We start from the raw sequence: 20,978 nt of genomic DNA, 5'->3' as shown, positions 1-20,978 counted from the left end.
TACAACCCGAAAGGGTTTCTATTTACTTTCACTTTAAAAAGTGAAGACAAATAAGCGTATGGCAACTAACCAAGGTTTTTGGTTGTCATCAAGAAGGGTTAATTCTTGATAACTGTTTGCCGGACTCAATTGTGAATCAAACTAACGTTTGATTCGAATACAAGACACTTGAATGTGTTTGTTGTGTTTATCTAAAAGATAAACATTGAGAACTTTTAAATTTGATTTGAATTACTCGTAAGTAATCAAATCAGTCAGCTTTCCAAATTGTTAAAGAGCATAAAGCAAAAAGCTTTAATCAATAACTTACGTTATTAATTAAAGCTCTTGCTTTAACTAAATCTAAACCATCAATCTGTGTGGACACTCATCGTAAGTATCTTCGTATAAGGAGGTGATCCAGCCCCAGGTTCCCCTAGGGCTACCTTGTTACGACTTCACCCCAGTCATGAACCACAAAGTGGTGAGCGTCCTCCCCGAAAGGTTAAACTACCCACTTCTTTTGCAGCCCACTCCCATGGTGTGACGGGCGGTGTGTACAAGGCCCGGGAACGTATTCACCGTGACATTCTGATTCACGATTACTAGCGATTCCGACTTCATGGAGTCGAGTTGCAGACTCCAATCCGGACTACGACGCACTTTTTGGGATTCGCTCACTATCGCTAGCTTGCTGCCCTCTGTATGCGCCATTGTAGCACGTGTGTAGCCCTACTCGTAAGGGCCATGATGACTTGACGTCGTCCCCACCTTCCTCCGGTTTATCACCGGCAGTCTCCCTGGAGTTCCCGACATTACTCGCTGGCAAACAAGGATAAGGGTTGCGCTCGTTGCGGGACTTAACCCAACATTTCACAACACGAGCTGACGACAGCCATGCAGCACCTGTCTCAGAGTTCCCGAAGGCACACCTGCGTCTCCGCTGGCTTCTCTGGATGTCAAGAGTAGGTAAGGTTCTTCGCGTTGCATCGAATTAAACCACATGCTCCACCGCTTGTGCGGGCCCCCGTCAATTCATTTGAGTTTTAATCTTGCGACCGTACTCCCCAGGCGGTCTACTTAACGCGTTAGCTCCGAAAGCCACGGCTCAAGGCCACAACCTCCAAGTAGACATCGTTTACGGCGTGGACTACCAGGGTATCTAATCCTGTTTGCTCCCCACGCTTTCGCATCTGAGTGTCAGTGTCTGTCCAGGGGGCCGCCTTCGCCACTGGTATTCCTTCAGATCTCTACGCATTTCACCGCTACACCTGAAATTCTACCCCCCTCTACAGCACTCTAGTTCACCAGTTTCAAATGCAGTTCCGAGGTTGAGCCCCGGGCTTTCACATCTGACTTAATGAACCACCTGCATGCGCTTTACGCCCAGTAATTCCGATTAACGCTCGCACCCTCCGTATTACCGCGGCTGCTGGCACGGAGTTAGCCGGTGCTTCTTCTGTTGCTAACGTCAAGATGCGCAGCTATTAACTACACACCCTTCCTCACAACTGAAAGTACTTTACAACCCGAAGGCCTTCTTCATACACGCGGCATGGCTGCATCAGGCTTTCGCCCATTGTGCAATATTCCCCACTGCTGCCTCCCGTAGGAGTCTGGACCGTGTCTCAGTTCCAGTGTGGCTGATCATCCTCTCAGACCAGCTAGGGATCGTCGCCTTGGTGAGCCATTACCTCACCAACTAGCTAATCCCACCTAGGCATATCTTGACGCGAGAGGCCCGAAGGTCCCCCTCTTTGGCCCGTAGGCATTATGCGGTATTAGCCATCGTTTCCAATGGTTATCCCCCACATCAAGGCAATTTCCTAGGCATTACTCACCCGTCCGCCGCTCGACGCCCATTAACGCACCCGAAAGATTGTTAGTGTCGTTTCCGCTCGACTTGCATGTGTTAGGCCTGCCGCCAGCGTTCAATCTGAGCCATGATCAAACTCTTCAATTTAAGATTTTGTGACTCAACGAATACTGACTTCAAAACTATTCTTTATAAATAAAGAGTGTAATTTTAAAGCTATTACCATTCCAACAGAATGGTAATGAATTGACTGTGCCAAATAACCGAAGTTATTCGTATTGGTCACTCAGTTCATTGAAATCAAGTTTGTTACCGAAGTAACTGTTATTACGCTCTTTCGAAAAAGAACCAATAACGTTTTGATATTCATCAACGAGTGCCCACACAGATTGATAGGTTTAAATTGTTAAAGAGCTTTGCTTTCAGTACCTTAGCACTTAAGCAGGACGCGTATAATACGCTTTCCACTTTGAAAGTCAACATAAAACTCTAAGAAACTTAGAACTCTATGGTGACTTGTCTAGAAACTAGACAAAGTCGAAATTAAAGCCTGGCGATGTCCTACTCTCACATGGGGAAGCCCCACACTACCATCGGCGCTATTGTGTTTCACTTCTGAGTTCGGCATGGAATCAGGTGGGTCCACAATGCTATGGTCGCCAAGCAAATTTTAAAATTCGGAAAACTGTATTTAAAAGTTATTTCTCTTCAAACTCATTCAAGGTCTGTCTTTCTATTGAGTCCACAAAACCCCTTGGGTGTTGTATGGTTAAGCCTCACGGGCAATTAGTACAGGTTAGCTCAATGCCTCGCAGCACTTACACACCCTGCCTATCAACGTCGTAGTCTACGACAACCCTTTAGGACACTTATAGTGCCAGGGAAAACTCATCTCAAGGCTCGCTTCCCGCTTAGATGCTTTCAGCGGTTATCGATTCCGAACTTAGCTACCGGGCAATGCCATTGGCATGACAACCCGAACACCAGAGGTTCGTCCACTCCGGTCCTCTCGTACTAGGAGCAGCCCCTTTCAATTTTCCAACGCCCACGGCAGATAGGGACCGAACTGTCTCACGACGTTCTAAACCCAGCTCGCGTACCACTTTAAATGGCGAACAGCCATACCCTTGGGACCGACTTCAGCCCCAGGATGTGATGAGCCGACATCGAGGTGCCAAACACCGCCGTCGATATGAACTCTTGGGCGGTATCAGCCTGTTATCCCCGGAGTACCTTTTATCCGTTGAGCGATGGCCCTTCCATTCAGAACCACCGGATCACTATGACCTGCTTTCGCACCTGCTCGAATTGTCATTCTCGCAGTCAAGCGGGCTTATGCCATTGCACTAACCACACGATGTCCAACCGTGTTTAGCCCACCTTCGTGCTCCTCCGTTACTCTTTGGGAGGAGACCGCCCCAGTCAAACTACCCACCAGGCACTGTCCGTAACCCCGATTCAGGGGCCAACGTTAGAACATCAAAACTACAAGGGTGGTATTTCAAGGACGACTCCATCACATCTAGCGACGCAATTTCATAGTCTCCCACCTATCCTACACATGTAGGTTCAATGTTCAGTGCCAAGCTGTAGTAAAGGTTCACGGGGTCTTTCCGTCTAGCCGCGGGTACACTGCATCTTCACAGCGATTTCAATTTCACTGAGTCTCGGGTGGAGACAGCGTGGCCATCATTACGCCATTCGTGCAGGTCGGAACTTACCCGACAAGGAATTTCGCTACCTTAGGACCGTTATAGTTACGGCCGCCGTTTACCGGGGCTTCGATCAAGAGCTTCGACCGAAGTCTAACCCCATCAATTAACCTTCCGGCACCGGGCAGGCGTCACACCGTATACGTCATCTTACGATTTTGCACAGTGCTGTGTTTTTAATAAACAGTTGCAGCCACCTGGTATCTGCGACTCTCGTCTGCTCCATCCGCAAGGGACTTCACTGATAAGAGCGTACCTTCTCCCGAAGTTACGGTACCATTTTGCCTAGTTCCTTCACCCGAGTTCTCTCAAGCGCCTTGGTATTCTCTACCCGACCACCTGTGTCGGTTTGGGGTACGATTCCTTACAATCTGAAGCTTAGAGGCTTTTCCTGGAAGCATGGCATCAATGACTTCACTACCGTAGTAGCTCGACATCGTATCTCAGCGTTAGTAGTGGTCCGGATTTACCTAAACCACCCGCCTACATACTTGAACCTGGACAACCGTCGCCAGGCCCACCTAGCCTTCTCCGTCCCCCCATCGCAATTGTAAGAAGTACGGGAATATTAACCCGTTTCCCATCGACTACGCCTTTCGGCCTCGCCTTAGGAGTCGACTTACCCTGCCCCGATTAACGTTGGACAGGAACCCTTGGTCTTCCGGCGAGGGAGTTTTTCACTCCCTTTATCGTTACTCATGTCAGCATTCGCACTTCTGATACCTCCAGCAGCCCTTACAGACCACCTTCAACGGCTTACAGAACGCTCCCCTACCCCACATACCCTAAGGTACGTAGCCGCAGCTTCGGTGTATAGCTTAGCCCCGTTACATCTTCCGCGCAGGCCGACTCGACCAGTGAGCTATTACGCTTTCTTTAAATGATGGCTGCTTCTAAGCCAACATCCTGGCTGTCTGAGCCTTCCCACATCGTTTCCCACTTAGCTATACTTTGGGACCTTAGCTGGCGGTCTGGGTTGTTTCCCTCTCCACGACGGACGTTAGCACCCGCCGTGTGTCTCCCGGATAGTACTTACTGGTATTCGGAGTTTGCAAAGGGTTGGTAAGTCGGGATGACCCCCTAGCCTTAACAGTGCTCTACCCCCAGTAGTATTCGTCCGAGGCGCTACCTAAATAGCTTTCGGGGAGAACCAGCTATCTCCAGGTTTGATTGGCCTTTCACCCCTAGCCACAAGTCATCCGCTAATTTTTCAACATTAGTCGGTTCGGTCCTCCAGTTGATGTTACTCAACCTTCAACCTGCCCATGGCTAGATCACCTGGTTTCGGGTCTAATCCTAGCAACTGTACGCCCAGTTAAGACTCGGTTTCCCTACGGCTCCCCTAAACGGTTAACCTTGCTACTAAAATTAAGTCGCTGACCCATTATACAAAAGGTACGCAGTCACACCACGAAGGTGCTCCTACTGCTTGTACGTACACGGTTTCAGGTTCTATTTCACTCCCCTCACAGGGGTTCTTTTCGCCTTTCCCTCACGGTACTGGTTCACTATCGGTCAGTCAGTAGTATTTAGCCTTGGAGGATGGTCCCCCCATATTCAGACAGGATATCACGTGTCCCGCCCTACTCGTTTTCACTGATTATGATGTGTCGGTTACGGGGCTATCACCCTTTATTGCGAGACTTTCCAGACTCTTCACCTGCATCATTAAAAGCTTAAGGGCTAATCCAATTTCGCTCGCCGCTACTTTCGGAATCTCGGTTGATTTCTCTTCCTCGGGGTACTTAGATGTTTCAGTTCCCCCGGTTTGCCTCCTGTTGCTATGTATTCACAACAGGATACTTGCTTATGCAAGTGGGTTTCCCCATTCAGGAATCCCAGACTCAAAAGGTTATTACTACCTAATCTGGGCTTATCGCAAGTTATTACGCCTTTCATCGCCTCTGACTGCCAAGGCATCCACCGTGTACGCTTAGTCACTTAACCATACAACCCGAAAGGGTTTCTATTTGCTTTCACTTTAAAAAGTGAAGACAAATAAGCGTATGGCAACTAACCAAGGTTTTTGGTTGTCATCAAGAAGGGTTAATTCTTGATAACTGTTTGCCGGACTCAATTGTGAATCAAACTAAAGTTTGATTCGAATACAAGACACTTGAATGTGTTTGTTGTGTTTATCTAATGAAAGATAAACATTGAGAACTTTTAAATTTGATTGAATTACTCGTAAGTAATCAATCAGTCAGCTTTCCAAATTGTTAAAGAGCTAGATTTCTTTCGAAACCATTTTTAAATACTCTGATAGAAGAGAATACTTAAAGATGGTATCCCGTAGGGGAGTCGAACCCCTGTTACCGCCGTGAAAGGGCGGTGTCCTAGGCCTCTAGACGAACGGGACACTAGTATCTCTTTTACTTTCTAAACCTAATCAATCTGTGTGGACACTCATCGTGGTATCTTCGTATAAGGAGGTGATCCAGCCCCAGGTTCCCCTAGGGCTACCTTGTTACGACTTCACCCCAGTCATGAACCACAAAGTGGTGAGCGTCCTCCCCGAAAGGTTAAACTACCCACTTCTTTTGCAGCCCACTCCCATGGTGTGACGGGCGGTGTGTACAAGGCCCGGGAACGTATTCACCGTGACATTCTGATTCACGATTACTAGCGATTCCGACTTCATGGAGTCGAGTTGCAGACTCCAATCCGGACTACGACGCACTTTTTGGGATTCGCTCACTATCGCTAGCTTGCTGCCCTCTGTATGCGCCATTGTAGCACGTGTGTAGCCCTACTCGTAAGGGCCATGATGACTTGACGTCGTCCCCACCTTCCTCCGGTTTATCACCGGCAGTCTCCCTGGAGTTCCCGACATTACTCGCTGGCAAACAAGGATAAGGGTTGCGCTCGTTGCGGGACTTAACCCAACATTTCACAACACGAGCTGACGACAGCCATGCAGCACCTGTCTCAGAGTTCCCGAAGGCACACCTGCGTCTCCGCTGGCTTCTCTGGATGTCAAGAGTAGGTAAGGTTCTTCGCGTTGCATCGAATTAAACCACATGCTCCACCGCTTGTGCGGGCCCCCGTCAATTCATTTGAGTTTTAATCTTGCGACCGTACTCCCCAGGCGGTCTACTTAACGCGTTAGCTCCGAAAGCCACGGCTCAAGGCCACAACCTCCAAGTAGACATCGTTTACGGCGTGGACTACCAGGGTATCTAATCCTGTTTGCTCCCCACGCTTTCGCATCTGAGTGTCAGTGTCTGTCCAGGGGGCCGCCTTCGCCACTGGTATTCCTTCAGATCTCTACGCATTTCACCGCTACACCTGAAATTCTACCCCCCTCTACAGCACTCTAGTTCACCAGTTTCAAATGCAGTTCCGAGGTTGAGCCCCGGGCTTTCACATCTGACTTAATGAACCACCTGCATGCGCTTTACGCCCAGTAATTCCGATTAACGCTCGCACCCTCCGTATTACCGCGGCTGCTGGCACGGAGTTAGCCGGTGCTTCTTCTGTTGCTAACGTCAAGATGCGCAGCTATTAACTACACACCCTTCCTCACAACTGAAAGTACTTTACAACCCGAAGGCCTTCTTCATACACGCGGCATGGCTGCATCAGGCTTTCGCCCATTGTGCAATATTCCCCACTGCTGCCTCCCGTAGGAGTCTGGACCGTGTCTCAGTTCCAGTGTGGCTGATCATCCTCTCAGACCAGCTAGGGATCGTCGCCTTGGTGAGCCATTACCTCACCAACTAGCTAATCCCACCTAGGCATATCTTGACGCGAGAGGTCCGAAGATCCCCCTCTTTGGCCCGTAGGCATTATGCGGTATTAGCCATCGTTTCCAATGGTTATCCCCCACATCAAGGCAATTTCCTAGGCATTACTCACCCGTCCGCCGCTCGACGCCCATTAACGCACCCGAAGGATTGTTAGTGTCGTTTCCGCTCGACTTGCATGTGTTAGGCCTGCCGCCAGCGTTCAATCTGAGCCATGATCAAACTCTTCAATTTAAGATTTTGTGACTCAACGAATACTGACTTCAAAACTAATATTCATTCGAAAATGAACATGTAATTCTAAAGCTATTACCATTCCAACAGAATGGTAATGAATTGACTGTGCCAAAATTAAGTAAACTTAACTTTGTATTGGTCACTCAGTTCATTGAAATCAAGTTTGTTACCGAAGTAACTGTTTTACTTCTCTTAATAAAAAGGGAAGATAAAACGTTTTGATATTCATCAACGAGTGCCCACACAGATTGATAGGTTTAAATTGTTAAAGAGCGTGTTCTCTAAAAAGAGAACGCTTTCAGTGCCTTAGCACGTAAGCAGGACGCGTATAATACGCTTTCCACTTTGAAAGTCAACATAAAATACTAAGAAAACTTAGAACTCTATGGTGACTTGTCTAGAAACTAGACAAAGTCGAAATTAAAGCCTGGCGATGTCCTACTCTCACATGGGGAAGCCCCACACTACCATCGGCGCTATTGTGTTTCACTTCTGAGTTCGGCATGGAATCAGGTGGGTCCACAATGCTATGGTCGCCAAGCAAATTTTAAAATTCGGAAAACTGTATTTAAAAGTTATTTCTCTTCAAACTCATTCAAGGTCTGTCTTTCTATTGAGTCCACAAAACCCCTTGGGTGTTGTATGGTTAAGCCTCACGGGCAATTAGTACAGGTTAGCTCAATGCCTCGCAGCACTTACACACCCTGCCTATCAACGTCGTAGTCTACGACAACCCTTTAGGACACTTATAGTGCCAGGGAAAACTCATCTCAAGGCTCGCTTCCCGCTTAGATGCTTTCAGCGGTTATCGATTCCGAACTTAGCTACCGGGCAATGCCATTGGCATGACAACCCGAACACCAGAGGTTCGTCCACTCCGGTCCTCTCGTACTAGGAGCAGCCCCTTTCAATTTTCCAACGCCCACGGCAGATAGGGACCGAACTGTCTCACGACGTTCTAAACCCAGCTCGCGTACCACTTTAAATGGCGAACAGCCATACCCTTGGGACCGACTTCAGCCCCAGGATGTGATGAGCCGACATCGAGGTGCCAAACACCGCCGTCGATATGAACTCTTGGGCGGTATCAGCCTGTTATCCCCGGAGTACCTTTTATCCGTTGAGCGATGGCCCTTCCATTCAGAACCACCGGATCACTATGACCTGCTTTCGCACCTGCTCGAATTGTCATTCTCGCAGTCAAGCGGGCTTATGCCATTGCACTAACCACACGATGTCCAACCGTGTTTAGCCCACCTTCGTGCTCCTCCGTTACTCTTTGGGAGGAGACCGCCCCAGTCAAACTACCCACCAGGCACTGTCCGTAATCCCGATTCAGGGACCAACGTTAGAACATCAAAACTACAAGGGTGGTATTTCAAGGACGACTCCATCACATCTAGCGACGCAATTTCATAGTCTCCCACCTATCCTACACATGTAGGTTCAATGTTCAGTGCCAAGCTGTAGTAAAGGTTCACGGGGTCTTTCCGTCTAGCCGCGGGTACACTGCATCTTCACAGCGATTTCAATTTCACTGAGTCTCGGGTGGAGACAGCGTGGCCATCATTACGCCATTCGTGCAGGTCGGAACTTACCCGACAAGGAATTTCGCTACCTTAGGACCGTTATAGTTACGGCCGCCGTTTACCGGGGCTTCGATCAAGAGCTTCGTCCGAAGACTAACCCCATCAATTAACCTTCCGGCACCGGGCAGGCGTCACACCGTATACGTCATCTTACGATTTTGCACAGTGCTGTGTTTTTAATAAACAGTTGCAGCCACCTGGTATCTGCGACTCTCGTCTGCTCCATCCGCAAGGGACTTCACTGATAAGAGCGTACCTTCTCCCGAAGTTACGGTACCATTTTGCCTAGTTCCTTCACCCGAGTTCTCTCAAGCGCCTTGGTATTCTCTACCCGACCACCTGTGTCGGTTTGGGGTACGATTCCTTACAATCTGAAGCTTAGAGGCTTTTCCTGGAAGCATGGCATCAATGACTTCACTACCGTAGTAGCTCGACATCGTATCTCAGCGTTAATGAAAGTCCGGATTTACCTAAACTTTCCGCCTACGTACTTGAACCTGGACAACCGTCGCCAGGCCCACCTAGCCTTCTCCGTCCCCCCATCGCAATTGTAAGAAGTACGGGAATATTAACCCGTTTCCCATCGACTACGCCTTTCGGCCTCGCCTTAGGAGTCGACTTACCCTGCCCCGATTAACGTTGGACAGGAACCCTTGGTCTTCCGGCGAGGGAGTTTTTCACTCCCTTTATCGTTACTCATGTCAGCATTCGCACTTCTGATACCTCCAGCAGCCCTTACAGACCACCTTCAACGGCTTACAGAACGCTCCCCTACCCCACATACCCTAAGGTACGTAGCCGCAGCTTCGGTGTATAGCTTAGCCCCGTTACATCTTCCGCGCAGGCCGACTCGACCAGTGAGCTATTACGCTTTCTTTAAATGATGGCTGCTTCTAAGCCAACATCCTGGCTGTCTGAGCCTTCCCACATCGTTTCCCACTTAGCTATACTTTGGGACCTTAGCTGGCGGTCTGGGTTGTTTCCCTCTCCACGACGGACGTTAGCACCCGCCGTGTGTCTCCCGGATAGTACTTACTGGTATTCGGAGTTTGCAAAGGGTTGGTAAGTCGGGATGACCCCCTAGCCTTAACAGTGCTCTACCCCCAGTAGTATTCGTCCGAGGCGCTACCTAAATAGCTTTCGGGGAGAACCAGCTATCTCCAGGTTTGATTGGCCTTTCACCCCTAGCCACAAGTCATCCGCTAATTTTTCAACATTAGTCGGTTCGGTCCTCCAGTTGATGTTACTCAACCTTCAACCTGCCCATGGCTAGATCACCTGGTTTCGGGTCTAATCCTAGCAACTGTACGCCCAGTTAAGACTCGGTTTCCCTACGGCTCCCCTAAACGGTTAACCTTGCTACTAAAATTAAGTCGCTGACCCATTATACAAAAGGTACGCAGTCACACCACGAAGGTGCTCCTACTGCTTGTACGTACACGGTTTCAGGTTCTATTTCACTCCCCTCACAGGGGTTCTTTTCGCCTTTCCCTCACGGTACTGGTTCACTATCGGTCAGTCAGTAGTATTTAGCCTTGGAGGATGGTCCCCCCATATTCAGACAGGATATCACGTGTCCCGCCCTACTCGTTTTCACTGATTATGATGTGTCGGTTACGGGGCTATCACCCTTTATTGCGAGACTTTCCAGACTCTTCACCTGCATCATTAAAAGCTTAAGGGCTAATCCAATTTCGCTCGCCGCTACTTTCGGAATCTCGGTTGATTTCTCTTCCTCGGGGTACTTAGATGTTTCAGTTCCCCCGGTTTGCCTCCTGTTGCTATGTATTCACAACAGGATACTTGCTTATGCAAGTGGGTTTCCCCATTCAGGAATCCCAGACTCAAAAGGTTATTACTACCTAATCTGGGCTTATCGCAAGTTATTACGCCTTTCATCGCCTCTGACTGCCAAGGCATCCACCGTGTACGCTTAGTCACTTAACCATACAACCCGAAAGGGTTTCTATTTGCTTTCACTTTAAAAAGTGAAGACAAATAAGCGTATGGCAACTAACCAAGGTTTTTTGTTGTCATCAAGAAGGGTTAATTCTTGATAACTGTTTGCCGGACTCAATTTACTTTTTGTTTCCACTTTTAAAAAAAGTAGAATCAAAAAATGAACAATCATTTCTGATCATTCGAATACAAGACACTTGAATGTGTTTGTTGTGTTTATCTAATGAAAGATAAACATTGAGAACTTTTAAATTTGATTGAATTACTCGTAAGTAATCAAATCAGTCAGCTTTCCAAATTGTTAAAGAGCATAAAGCAAAAAGCTTTAATCAATAACTTACGTTATTAATTAAAGCTCTGGCTTTAACTAAATCTAAACCATCAATCTGTGTGGACACTCATCGTAAGTATCTTCGTATAAGGAGGTGATCCAGCCCCAGGTTCCCCTAGGGCTACCTTGTTACGACTTCACCCCAGTCATGAACCACAAAGTGGTGAGCGTCCTCCCCGAAAGGTTAAACTACCCACTTCTTTTGCAGCCCACTCCCATGGTGTGACGGGCGGTGTGTACAAGGCCCGGGAACGTATTCACCGTGACATTCTGATTCACGATTACTAGCGATTCCGACTTCATGGAGTCGAGTTGCAGACTCCAATCCGGACTACGACGCACTTTTTGGGATTCGCTCACTATCGCTAGCTTGCTGCCCTCTGTATGCGCCATTGTAGCACGTGTGTAGCCCTACTCGTAAGGGCCATGATGACTTGACGTCGTCCCCACCTTCCTCCGGTTTATCACCGGCAGTCTCCCTGGAGTTCCCGACATTACTCGCTGGCAAACAAGGATAAGGGTTGCGCTCGTTGCGGGACTTAACCCAACATTTCACAACACGAGCTGACGACAGCCATGCAGCACCTGTCTCAGAGTTCCCGAAGGCACACCTGCGTCTCCGCTGGCTTCTCTGGATGTCAAGAGTAGGTAAGGTTCTTCGCGTTGCATCGAATTAAACCACATGCTCCACCGCTTGTGCGGGCCCCCGTCAATTCATTTGAGTTTTAATCTTGCGACCGTACTCCCCAGGCGGTCTACTTAACGCGTTAGCTCCGAAAGCCACGGCTCAAGGCCACAACCTCCAAGTAGACATCGTTTACGGCGTGGACTACCAGGGTATCTAATCCTGTTTGCTCCCCACGCTTTCGCATCTGAGTGTCAGTGTCTGTCCAGGGGGCCGCCTTCGCCACTGGTATTCCTTCAGATCTCTACGCATTTCACCGCTACACCTGAAATTCTACCCCCCTCTACAGCACTCTAGTTCACCAGTTTCAAATGCAGTTCCGAGGTTGAGCCCCGGGCTTTCACATCTGACTTAATGAACCACCTGCATGCGCTTTACGCCCAGTAATTCCGATTAACGCTCGCACCCTCCGTATTACCGCGGCTGCTGGCACGGAGTTAGCCGGTGCTTCTTCTGTTGCTAACGTCAAGATGTGCAGCTATTAACTACACACCCTTCCTCACAACTGAAAGTACTTTACAACCCGAAGGCCTTCTTCATACACGCGGCATGGCTGCATCAGGCTTTCGCCCATTGTGCAATATTCCCCACTGCTGCCTCCCGTAGGAGTCTGGACCGTGTCTCAGTTCCAGTGTGGCTGATCATCCTCTCAGACCAGCTAGGGATCGTCGCCTTGGTGAGCCATTACCTCACCAACTAGCTAATCCCACCTAGGCATATCTTGACGCGAGAGGCCCGAAGGTCCCCCTCTTTGGCCCGTAGGCATTATGCGGTATTAGCCATCGTTTCCAATGGTTATCCCCCACATCAAGGCAATTTCCTAGGCATTACTCACCCGTCCGCCGCTCGACGCCCATTAACGCACCCGAAGGATTGTTAGTGTCGTTTCCGCTCGACTTGCATGTGTTAGGCCTGCCGCCAGCGTTCAATCTGAGCCATGATCAAACTCTTCAATTTAAGATTTTGTCGGCTCAATGAATACTGACTTCAAAACTACAAAAAGTAATTCTAAAGCTATTATCTTTCCAACAGAAAGATAATGAATTGACTGTGCCAAATACTTTCTTTCTACAAGAGAAAGTAGTTATTCGTATTGGTCACTCAGTTCATTGAAACCAAAGTTGATTCCGAGGAATCTGTTTTACTTCTCTTAATAAAAAGGGAAGATAAAACGTTTTGATATTCATCAACGAGTGCCCACACAGATTGATAGGTTTAAATTGTTAAAGAGCTTCTCTTCGTTGTGACTTACATCACTTCGGAAGAGGCGGCCATTCTAGCGTTTTAATTCTCAGTGTCAAACACTTTTGAAAATTAATTTCTACTTTTAAAAAGTAGAAGCGAATAATCGCTTAAAGCTAGTTGCCTTACTAACATTCTTCGCTGAAGCCTTGTGGCGTCTACCGTGTCAGTGAGGCGGCATTATAGAGATGTTCCTCACATTGGCAAGTGTTTATTAAAGAAAAATGTAAAAATAACGGTTAGATGACGAATAAACATTCAAAGCCTTATTTGTGCAAGTTTAACTACAAAGTACCTACAGAATAACCACAGACTTATCCACAATTGCTCTAATTTTCACCCTAGAAAACAAAAAAGCTGCCTTATGGCAGCTTTTTAAATGGCAATGAGTCTAAATCCCAGAGCCATATTGCTCTCCATCGTCTTCATGGAGACCACATTCTCGTTTTAGACCATTAAAACGGGTTTCTTCTTCAGTCATACCCGGTTCCCATTTCTTAGTAGTATGAGTATCTCCAACAGAAAGGTACCCCTGCTCACGAAGTGGGTGATAACTGAGACCATGCTCTTCTAAGTAATAATGAACATCTTTATTTGTCCAATCAATTACTGGCAAGAACTTAAACACACCATTTTGGATAGATAAGATAGGCAAGTTTGCACGCGATTGAGATTGCTCTCTTCTCAACCCAGAAAACCAAGTGCCCGCCTCGAGCTCATCCAGCGCTCTTCTCATCGGTTCAACTTTATTAAGCTTGTTGTACTTCTCTATCCCTTCTATACCTTGATCCCAAAGTTTGCCATATTGCGCTTCTTGCCAATTAGGGCTCTGTTGTGCGCGAAATACTTGAAGGTTCAGAGTCAACTTCTTACTTAACTCATCTATAAATCGATATGTTTCAGGGAACAAATATCCAGTATCCGTCAGAATAACCGGAATATCTGGTTTCGCCTGAGTAACTAAATGCAACATCAAAGCCGCTTGGATTCCAAAACTAGAAGACACCACATGTGTCCCTTCTAAATTGTCTAAAGCCCACTTAACTCTTTCTAATGCCGTTAGCTGTTCTAACTCAGCATTAATTTGTCCAAGACGAAGTATTTGCTCCGTCTTAGTCAATGCGAGTAGCTCTGCTAACTTCAGTTTTGAAGTGACAGAATTATGCATGCAAATCCCTCTTTGAAATGATCACCTCTTCGATGATGCCAGCTCGGATTGTAAAATCACCGAACCCTTCATTGTCGTTACGTTCTGTAGCCCAACGTCCCACCAGCGAATCAATCTCTTCTAAAATCTGAGCTGATGTGATGTTCTCTTTATACATCTTAGGAATACGAGTTCCGGCTTTGTTGCCACCTAAGTGCATGTTGTAACGCCCCGGAGCCTTACCGACTAACCCCAGCTCAGCCAACATTGCACGACCACAACCGTTTGGACAACCCGTGATACGAAGGATGATGTTATCTTCTTCTGGTAATCCATGTTTCTTCAGAATGTCTTCAACATCCGTTACAAACTCAGGAAGAAAACGCTCAGCTTCTGCCATTGCTAAAGGACATGTTGGGAATGCCACACAGGCCATTGAGTTTTTACGCTGCTCGGAAACGGCATCATCCATCAGACCGTATTGACGTGCCAGCTTTTCAATTTTTGCCTTTTGGCTCTTAGGTACACCAGCAACAATTAGGTTTTGGTTCGCTGTCATACGGAAGTCACCTTTGTGGATCTTCGCTATTTCAGCAACACCTGTTTTCAGAGCTTTACCCGGGAAATCAAGTAAACGACCATTTTCGATGAATAACGCTAAGTGGTGCTTACCATCAATACCTTCCGCCCAACCGATACGATCGCCACGGCCAGTAAACTCATAAGGACGGCTTTCAGAAAACTCAACGCCTGCACGTTTTTCTACTTCTGCTTTGAATACATCAATACCAACACGGTCTAGTGTGTATTTGGTTTTGGCGTTCTTACGGTTCGAACGGTTACCCCAATCACGCTGAGTCGTTACCACCGCAGCTGCTACATCTAACGTTTTCTCTAACGGCACAAAACCGAAATCGTCAGCTTTACGTGCATAAGTAGAAGTATCGCCGTGCGTCATTGCAAGACCACCACCCACTAATACGTTAAAGCCCACCAGCTTTCCGTCTTTAGCAATCGCGATAAAGTTAAGATCGTTAGCATGAACATCTACGTCATTTTGTGGAGGAATTACAACCGTCGTCTTGAACTTACGTGGTAAGTAGTTGCTACCTAAGATAGGTTCTTCATCCGTTGTTGCTAGCTTTTCACCATCTAACCAGATTTCGGCATAAGCACGAGTCTTAGGTAATAGATGTTCACTGATCTTCTTCGCCCACTCGTAGGCTTCTTGATGGAGCTCAGACTCAACCGGGTTTGTGGTACACAAAACATTTCGGTTTACGTCACCCGCCGTCGCAATAGAATCAATACCAATACTGTTTAGTGTTTGGTGCATCAATTTAATGTTCGGCTTCAACACGCCGTGGAACTGAAAGGTTTGACGAGTTGTGAGACGGATAGAACCATAAGAGGTGCTTTCATCTGCAAATTTATCAATCGCTAACCACTGCTTCGGAGTGATAATGCCGCCAGGCATACGCGCACGCAGCATGACATTATGTAAAGGTTCTAGCTTTTGCTTGGTACGTTCATTACGGATGTCACGGTCATCTTGCTGATACATACCGTGGAAACGAATTAACTGAAAGTTATCGGCAGTAAAGCCACCCGTAATTCTATCTTGGAGATCTTGTTCAATCGTACCGCGAAGATTTTTACTTTCACGCTTAAGACGTTCATTGTCAGCCAAAGGTCCCAGTACTTGACCTAGCACTTCTTGCTCTATTACTTGCTTGCTCATTAGTACACATCCCTTTGGTAACGTTTCGCTTTACGTAAATCATTAATATATTGTTCAGCTTGCTCGCGGCTCTGATTGCCATGTTTTTCTGCAATTGTAACTAACGCTTCATGAACATCTTTCGCCATTCGAGTCGCATCGCCACATACATAGAGGTAAGCGCCCTCTTGAAGCCATTGCCAAACCTGATCTGCTTGTTCAATTAAGCGGTCTTGAACATAAACCTTTTCTTTTTGATCTCGACTGAAGGCAACATCAAGCTTGGTTAGCGCACCAGACTTAAGGTACTTCTGCCATTCAACTTGATATAAGAAATCTTGAGTGAAAGTTCGGTCACCAAAGAACAGCCAGCTTTTGCCTTCAGCATCATTGTTTTCACGCTCTTGAACAAAACTGCGGAACGGTGCGATACCGGTACCCGGGCCGACCATGATGATTGGTGTATTGTCGTCTTGTGGTAGTTTGAAGTTATTGTTGTTCTCAACAAACACCTTCACTTCACCGCCTTCTTCCAAGCGCTGAGCTAAGAAGCTAGAAGCTCCGCCTAAACGAGATTCATCGCCTTTTTGGTATTCAACCAAACCAACCGTCAAGTGAACCTCTTCATCCACTTCAGCTTGGCTTGATGCAATAGAATAGAGGCGCGGTGTCAGCTTACGTAGTAGACCAATCAATTCATCAGCCGATAGCTTAGTTTTCTTCTCAGCTAAAACATCGACAACTTGAGTATTACCCGCGTATTCACGAAGCTTGTCTTTATCTTCCACCAGCTTAATCAACTTCTTGCTGCCCGATAGCTCAGCAAACTTAGTCACTAGTTGAGGATTTGAAGATGTAATTTCGAATTTACTGACGAGTGCGCTGTGGATAGATAAGTTGTCACCATCGACATCAACACTTTCGATACCAGATAACCCAACCTTAGAAAGGATCTGATTAGCGAGTTCTGAACTGTTTTCAAACCATACGCCTAGCGCATCACCCGGTTGGTAAGTAATACCCGACTCATCAAGATCAATCTCGATATGACGAACATCTTTGCCCGAATCACGGCCGGTGATCTTTTGGCTCGTCAATAGTGTCGCGGTGTATGGATTTTGTTTAGTGTATTGCGAATGACCGGCAGCCGCTTGACCGACTGGTAATTGAACCACATCGGCTTCAGTGCCTGTCGATAGCGTCTCTTTTACTTGCTCTAATGCTTTAGCGCGCCATTCCGTTGCTGACTCTTCGTAATCAACATCACAATCAAGACGGTCGACAAACGATTTAGCACCAAGCTTAGCGAGAAAGTTATCGAAGTCTTTAGCCGTTTGGCAGAAGAACTCATAACTTGAGTCACCTAAACCAATCACACCGTATTGTAGGTTTGATAATTTTGGCGCTTTCTTCGATTGTAGGAATTCATGCAACTCAATAGCGTTATCAGGAGCTTCGCCCTCACCATTGGTTGAAGCCACAAAAATGACGTGTGTCTCTTTGGCTAGATTCTTACCTTTATAATCACTGGCATCGAAAAGCTCGACCGCAATACCCAAGGCTTTAGCTTCTGCCTCAAGCGATTCAGCGACGCCTTTAGCATTACCTGTTTGAGATGCGAAGATAATGCTGAGCTTACCCGCTGGTTTAGCCGCTACTGCAGCGGCCGCTTGAGCGATTGGCGCAGCTGCACCGACAGGCTGAGCTTGGCTCACTCCCCAAAGGTAACCACTGACCCATGCCAGTTGTTGTGAAGATAACTCAGAAACAGTGTGTTGAAGATGACCCAATTGTTGGTCATTAAGTGGTGCTGCTAGCCCAGGTAACTCATTAGCCCCAGACTGTGCATTATTATTTTGTGAAGACTCTTTCTTATTTAAAGACATGGTCACGACATCCCTAATCATTGCGTGACGATAGATTAACCACTCCTTTTAATAACAAGAAAGAATAGAAAAGTATGTTTTATAACTTTTTGGAAGTAAAAACCGATTGAAACCTAAATTGACTTACTGGTTTTCAATACGCACTTGCTGAAAGCCAACCGCCATTGCCGATTTAGATGCTAAGTCTAAATCCGCGTAATGGCACTCTTCACCATGAACATCAGTAAGCAGAACAAAGCCACCTCCCATATGGCGAAACTCCACAACCCAAGACCCTTCTTGAATTGAGGGCTCTATGATCGCTTCAACTAACAGATTTTCTCTATATAAATTTCGTAATTCATTGAGTGTCATATTCCATCCCTTGCTTTGACCTCACAACATAGACCTTATAAGAATAGACGCTAATTAGCTCTCTGTATAAAGGATGGTCGAAAGTGATGAATGTGCTAACTAATTCCAGAAGGATATAACCAATAGATATAAAAAAACGCCACTTAATAAAGTGGCGTTCTCAAAATTCGTTCTAAATTTGCTTTATATGGCCTAGAAGCGCACTTCAGCGCCAGCAAACCAGCCATCAACCATGACAAACTCTTTGCCAACCTCTGAAGAGAAGAACTCTTCCGAATCAAGGTCGATCACGCGGTAACCACCACGCAGTGCTATCTCAGTTTCTGCTACAGGAATTCGGTACTGAACACCTGCCATCAAATCCGTGCTCTTAATACCACTGCTATCACCGAACTCCATCGTACCGATGATATCGAAATTGGTCTCAGGAACGTTGATCTCTGCGTTGCCGTAGAAGCTCCAAGTGAACTCATCAAAGCTTGTTTGAGTGCCATTTTGAGGCTCGATGTAATTCGAGTTTGAATACTGAGTAAACGTCACACCCGCATCGAAGTTCATCAACTTGTGATCTAACAACGTGTAATAGAAGGTGTAGTCGTACTTATCGAAAGCCAATGAATCTGCATCAACAGAAGTATAGCGAAAGCTAGCGTTTGGTAGCATCGGGGCATTATGCTCAAATGCGAGATACAACGAAGGTGAGTTAGAATCATCATCTTGTCTAACTTCGTTTAGCTTTGTACTTCCCCACCACATATCGGCACCGACTTTAGCCGTGTAAGAAAACTCTTCTTCAGCAGACACTGCCGAGCTTAAAGATAGCATTCCCACTAAAGCAATTAATGGCATTTTATTCATTTGAGATAGCTCCAATTCCATATCGTTGTGCTAATTGTATGCACATTCATAGATTATTGGGGAAAATTCTATCACACATCTTAAATTCTAAAACGATAAACCGATGACGATCAAAGATTTGACGACACCATGACCTTAGTAACGTCTTTGGTTAGAACTGTGTACAAAGTTTTTGAAAAACCAGATACCCAATGCAATCACAATTAACCAAGGCAGCAACTTAAACACAACCCCCATCATACCCAAGACCAACATGACGACTAACGCGATTCCGGTTGCAGCCAATACCGTCATAAACGTGATACCAGTGACAAGTAGAGTTGCGACGAAAATAAGAACAAAGATTAATTCAAACATAATGGTCTCCCTAATGAGTTAATGACCTATCTTTCCTACTTTCTAACATTGCAGCTTCCATACCAAGTTAGTAAAACCAATAAAACCCTTATTTATCAGGTAAATAAAAAGCCACACATCTAAATGCGTGGCTTTTAAAGAAACTATCAATGGCAAATTTAGCCTCTAGTGGCGAATTTAGCCTTAAGTTTTTAAGCTTAGGTTTTTAAGCTTGGGTTTTTAGCTTGGGCTTTTAAGCTCGAACTTTTAACCTCGAGGGAGGTTATACGTTTAGCTCTTTAGGGATCTTAGCCAATGCTGTCTGCATCACTTCGATACCTGCACCTTTCTTATGTGCGTTTTCACTGATGTAGCGACGCCATTGTCTTGCACCCGGCATACTTTGGAACAAACCAAGCATATGACGAGAGATGTGTCCTAAGCTTGCACCATTTGAAAGCTCACGCTCTATGTACGGGTACATCTCTTCAACCACTTGTGAGCGCTTCTTAATTGGCGTGTCTAAACCAAAGATCTGCTGATCAACTTCAGCCAAGATAAATGGGCTATGGTAAGCCTCACGACCGATCATCACACCATCAAGGTGTTGCAAGTGCTCTTTAGTTTGCTCAAGAGTCGTAACGCCACCATTCACGGCAATCACAAGATCAGAGAAGTCTTTCTTGATTTGGTATGCACGATCGTAATCTAGCGGTGGGATCTCTCGGTTCTCTTTCGGGCTAAGGCCACTCAACCATGCTTTACGCGCATGAATAGTAAATTGCTCACAGCCGCCTTTTTCAGAAACCGTCGAAACAAACTTAGTTAAGAACTCATAAGAGTCTTGGTCGTCGATACCAATACGCGTTTTCACGGTAATTGGAATATCTGTGACTTCTCTCATCGCCGACACACAATCTGCCACCAACTCGGGCTCAGCCATTAGGCAAGCACCAAATCGACCATTCTGAACTCGGTCTGAAGGACAACCGACATTAAGGTTGATTTCATCATAGCCACGCTCCCCAGCAAGCTTGGCACAAGCAGCTAGATCAACCGGGTTGGAACCGCCGAGTTGAAGTGCAAGAGGATGTTCTTGCTCGTTATATTCTAGAAAGTCGCCCTTACCATGTAAGATCGCACCTGTTGTTATCATTTCCGTGTACAGAAGCGTCTGCTGAGAGAGCAAACGGTGAAAGTAACGACAGTGGCGGTCAGTCCAATCCAACATGGGTGCAACGGATAAGCGGTTAGCCGCGTATTTACTGGTATTGTCAGGTTTCATAAAGCGTTACTCAAAATCTATACACTGCATATATATACAGAAACTCGCCAGCTCAGCCGCAAGCTCACCCACTCAGTACGCCTATAGTACGTATTG

7 protein-coding genes, 1 tRNA gene and 7 rRNA genes are annotated in these 20,978 nt (G+C 46.6%); all 15 read right to left on the bottom strand.

Going from position 1 to position 20,978, the window contains the following annotated elements; all coding sequences use genetic code 11:
• Positions 1–387: 387 nt before the first annotated feature.
• The 15 genes from AC3CH4_RS01460 to dusA all read right to left on the bottom strand — a co-directional run bounded on the left by AC3CH4_RS01460 (position 388) and on the right by dusA (position 20,882).
• Positions 388–1,942: ribosomal RNA gene (locus AC3CH4_RS01460) — 16S ribosomal RNA — on the bottom strand.
• Positions 1,943–2,343: 401 nt separating this feature from the next.
• Positions 2,344–2,459 (bottom strand): 5S ribosomal RNA (gene rrf, locus AC3CH4_RS01455).
• A 101-nt stretch (positions 2,460–2,560) separates the two neighbouring features.
• Positions 2,561–5,454: ribosomal RNA gene (locus AC3CH4_RS01450) — 23S ribosomal RNA — on the bottom strand.
• 336 nt (positions 5,455–5,790) lie between these two features.
• Positions 5,791–5,866: transfer RNA gene (locus tag AC3CH4_RS01445), tRNA-Glu, on the bottom strand.
• 66 nt (positions 5,867–5,932) lie between these two features.
• Positions 5,933–7,487: ribosomal RNA gene (locus AC3CH4_RS01440) — 16S ribosomal RNA — on the bottom strand.
• A gap of 428 nt (positions 7,488–7,915) precedes the next feature.
• Positions 7,916–8,031 (bottom strand): 5S ribosomal RNA (rrf, locus tag AC3CH4_RS01435).
• 101 nt (positions 8,032–8,132) lie between these two features.
• A 23S ribosomal RNA gene (locus AC3CH4_RS01430) occupies positions 8,133–11,026 on the bottom strand.
• Between the two features lie 430 nt (positions 11,027–11,456).
• Positions 11,457–13,011: ribosomal RNA gene (locus tag AC3CH4_RS01425) — 16S ribosomal RNA — on the bottom strand.
• The 16S, 23S and 5S rRNA genes sit together here with 1 tRNA gene alongside, the layout of an rRNA operon.
• A gap of 676 nt (positions 13,012–13,687) precedes the next feature.
• Positions 13,688–14,464, bottom strand: coding sequence for a phosphoadenylyl-sulfate reductase (locus tag AC3CH4_RS01420; protein ID WP_488543198.1), 777 nt, complete (start codon positions 14,462–14,464; stop codon positions 13,688–13,690).
• Positions 14,457–16,184, bottom strand: a complete 1,728-nt coding sequence (cysI, locus tag AC3CH4_RS01415) for an assimilatory sulfite reductase (NADPH) hemoprotein subunit (RefSeq protein WP_102539921.1) — start codon at positions 16,182–16,184, stop codon at positions 14,457–14,459. The genes AC3CH4_RS01420 and cysI overlap by 8 nt, the downstream gene beginning before the upstream one ends.
• Positions 16,184–18,049, bottom strand: a complete 1,866-nt coding sequence (locus AC3CH4_RS01410) for an assimilatory sulfite reductase (NADPH) flavoprotein subunit (protein WP_171317383.1) — start codon at positions 18,047–18,049, stop codon at positions 16,184–16,186. Before AC3CH4_RS01410 ends, cysI begins: the two co-directional genes overlap by 1 nt.
• A 123-nt stretch (positions 18,050–18,172) precedes the next feature.
• Entirely contained in the window at positions 18,173–18,403 is a 231-nt protein-coding gene (locus AC3CH4_RS01405; protein WP_004735813.1) for a hypothetical protein, read from the bottom strand.
• Between the two features lie 192 nt (positions 18,404–18,595).
• The gene (locus AC3CH4_RS01400; protein ID WP_171317385.1) at positions 18,596–19,282 is read right to left on the bottom strand and encodes a TIGR04219 family outer membrane beta-barrel protein; all 687 of its coding nucleotides are present in this window, start codon (positions 19,280–19,282) and stop codon (positions 18,596–18,598) included.
• A 114-nt stretch (positions 19,283–19,396) separates the two neighbouring features.
• Complete coding sequence (gene pspG, locus AC3CH4_RS01395) at positions 19,397–19,618, bottom strand: envelope stress response protein PspG (RefSeq protein ID WP_004735816.1); 222 nt, start codon at positions 19,616–19,618, stop codon at positions 19,397–19,399.
• Between the two features lie 262 nt (positions 19,619–19,880).
• Positions 19,881–20,882: a tRNA dihydrouridine(20/20a) synthase DusA gene (gene dusA / locus AC3CH4_RS01390; RefSeq protein WP_076645760.1), complete on the bottom strand. Its 1,002-nt coding sequence runs from the start codon at positions 20,880–20,882 to the stop codon at positions 19,881–19,883.
• Positions 20,883–20,978 lie beyond the last annotated feature (96 nt).

This window comes from Vibrio sp. QJM3NY_26 (assembly GCF_057786005.1).
Note: the sequence above shows the minus strand (reverse complement) of the source record. Positions and strands in the feature narration are given on the sequence as shown.

Bases quoted from the DNA above. Each gene is read 5' to 3' on its own strand.
- AC3CH4_RS01405 (WP_004735813.1), bottom strand. From the start codon at position 18,403: ATGACACTCAATGAATTACGAAATTTATATAGAGAAAATCTGTTAGTT.
- cysI (WP_102539921.1), bottom strand. From the start codon at position 16,184: ATGAGCAAGCAAGTAATAGAGCAAGAAGTGCTAGGTCAAGTACTGGGA.
- pspG (WP_004735816.1), bottom strand. From the start codon at position 19,618: ATGTTTGAATTAATCTTTGTTCTTATTTTCGTCGCAACTCTACTTGTC.
- AC3CH4_RS01410 (WP_171317383.1), bottom strand. From the start codon at position 18,049: ATGTCTTTAAATAAGAAAGAGTCTTCACAAAATAATAATGCACAGTCT.
- dusA (WP_076645760.1), bottom strand. From the start codon at position 20,882: ATGAAACCTGACAATACCAGTAAATACGCGGCTAACCGCTTATCCGTT.
- AC3CH4_RS01420 (WP_488543198.1), bottom strand. From the start codon at position 14,464: ATGCATAATTCTGTCACTTCAAAACTGAAGTTAGCAGAGCTACTCGCA.
- AC3CH4_RS01400 (WP_171317385.1), bottom strand. From the start codon at position 19,282: ATGGAATTGGAGCTATCTCAAATGAATAAAATGCCATTAATTGCTTTA.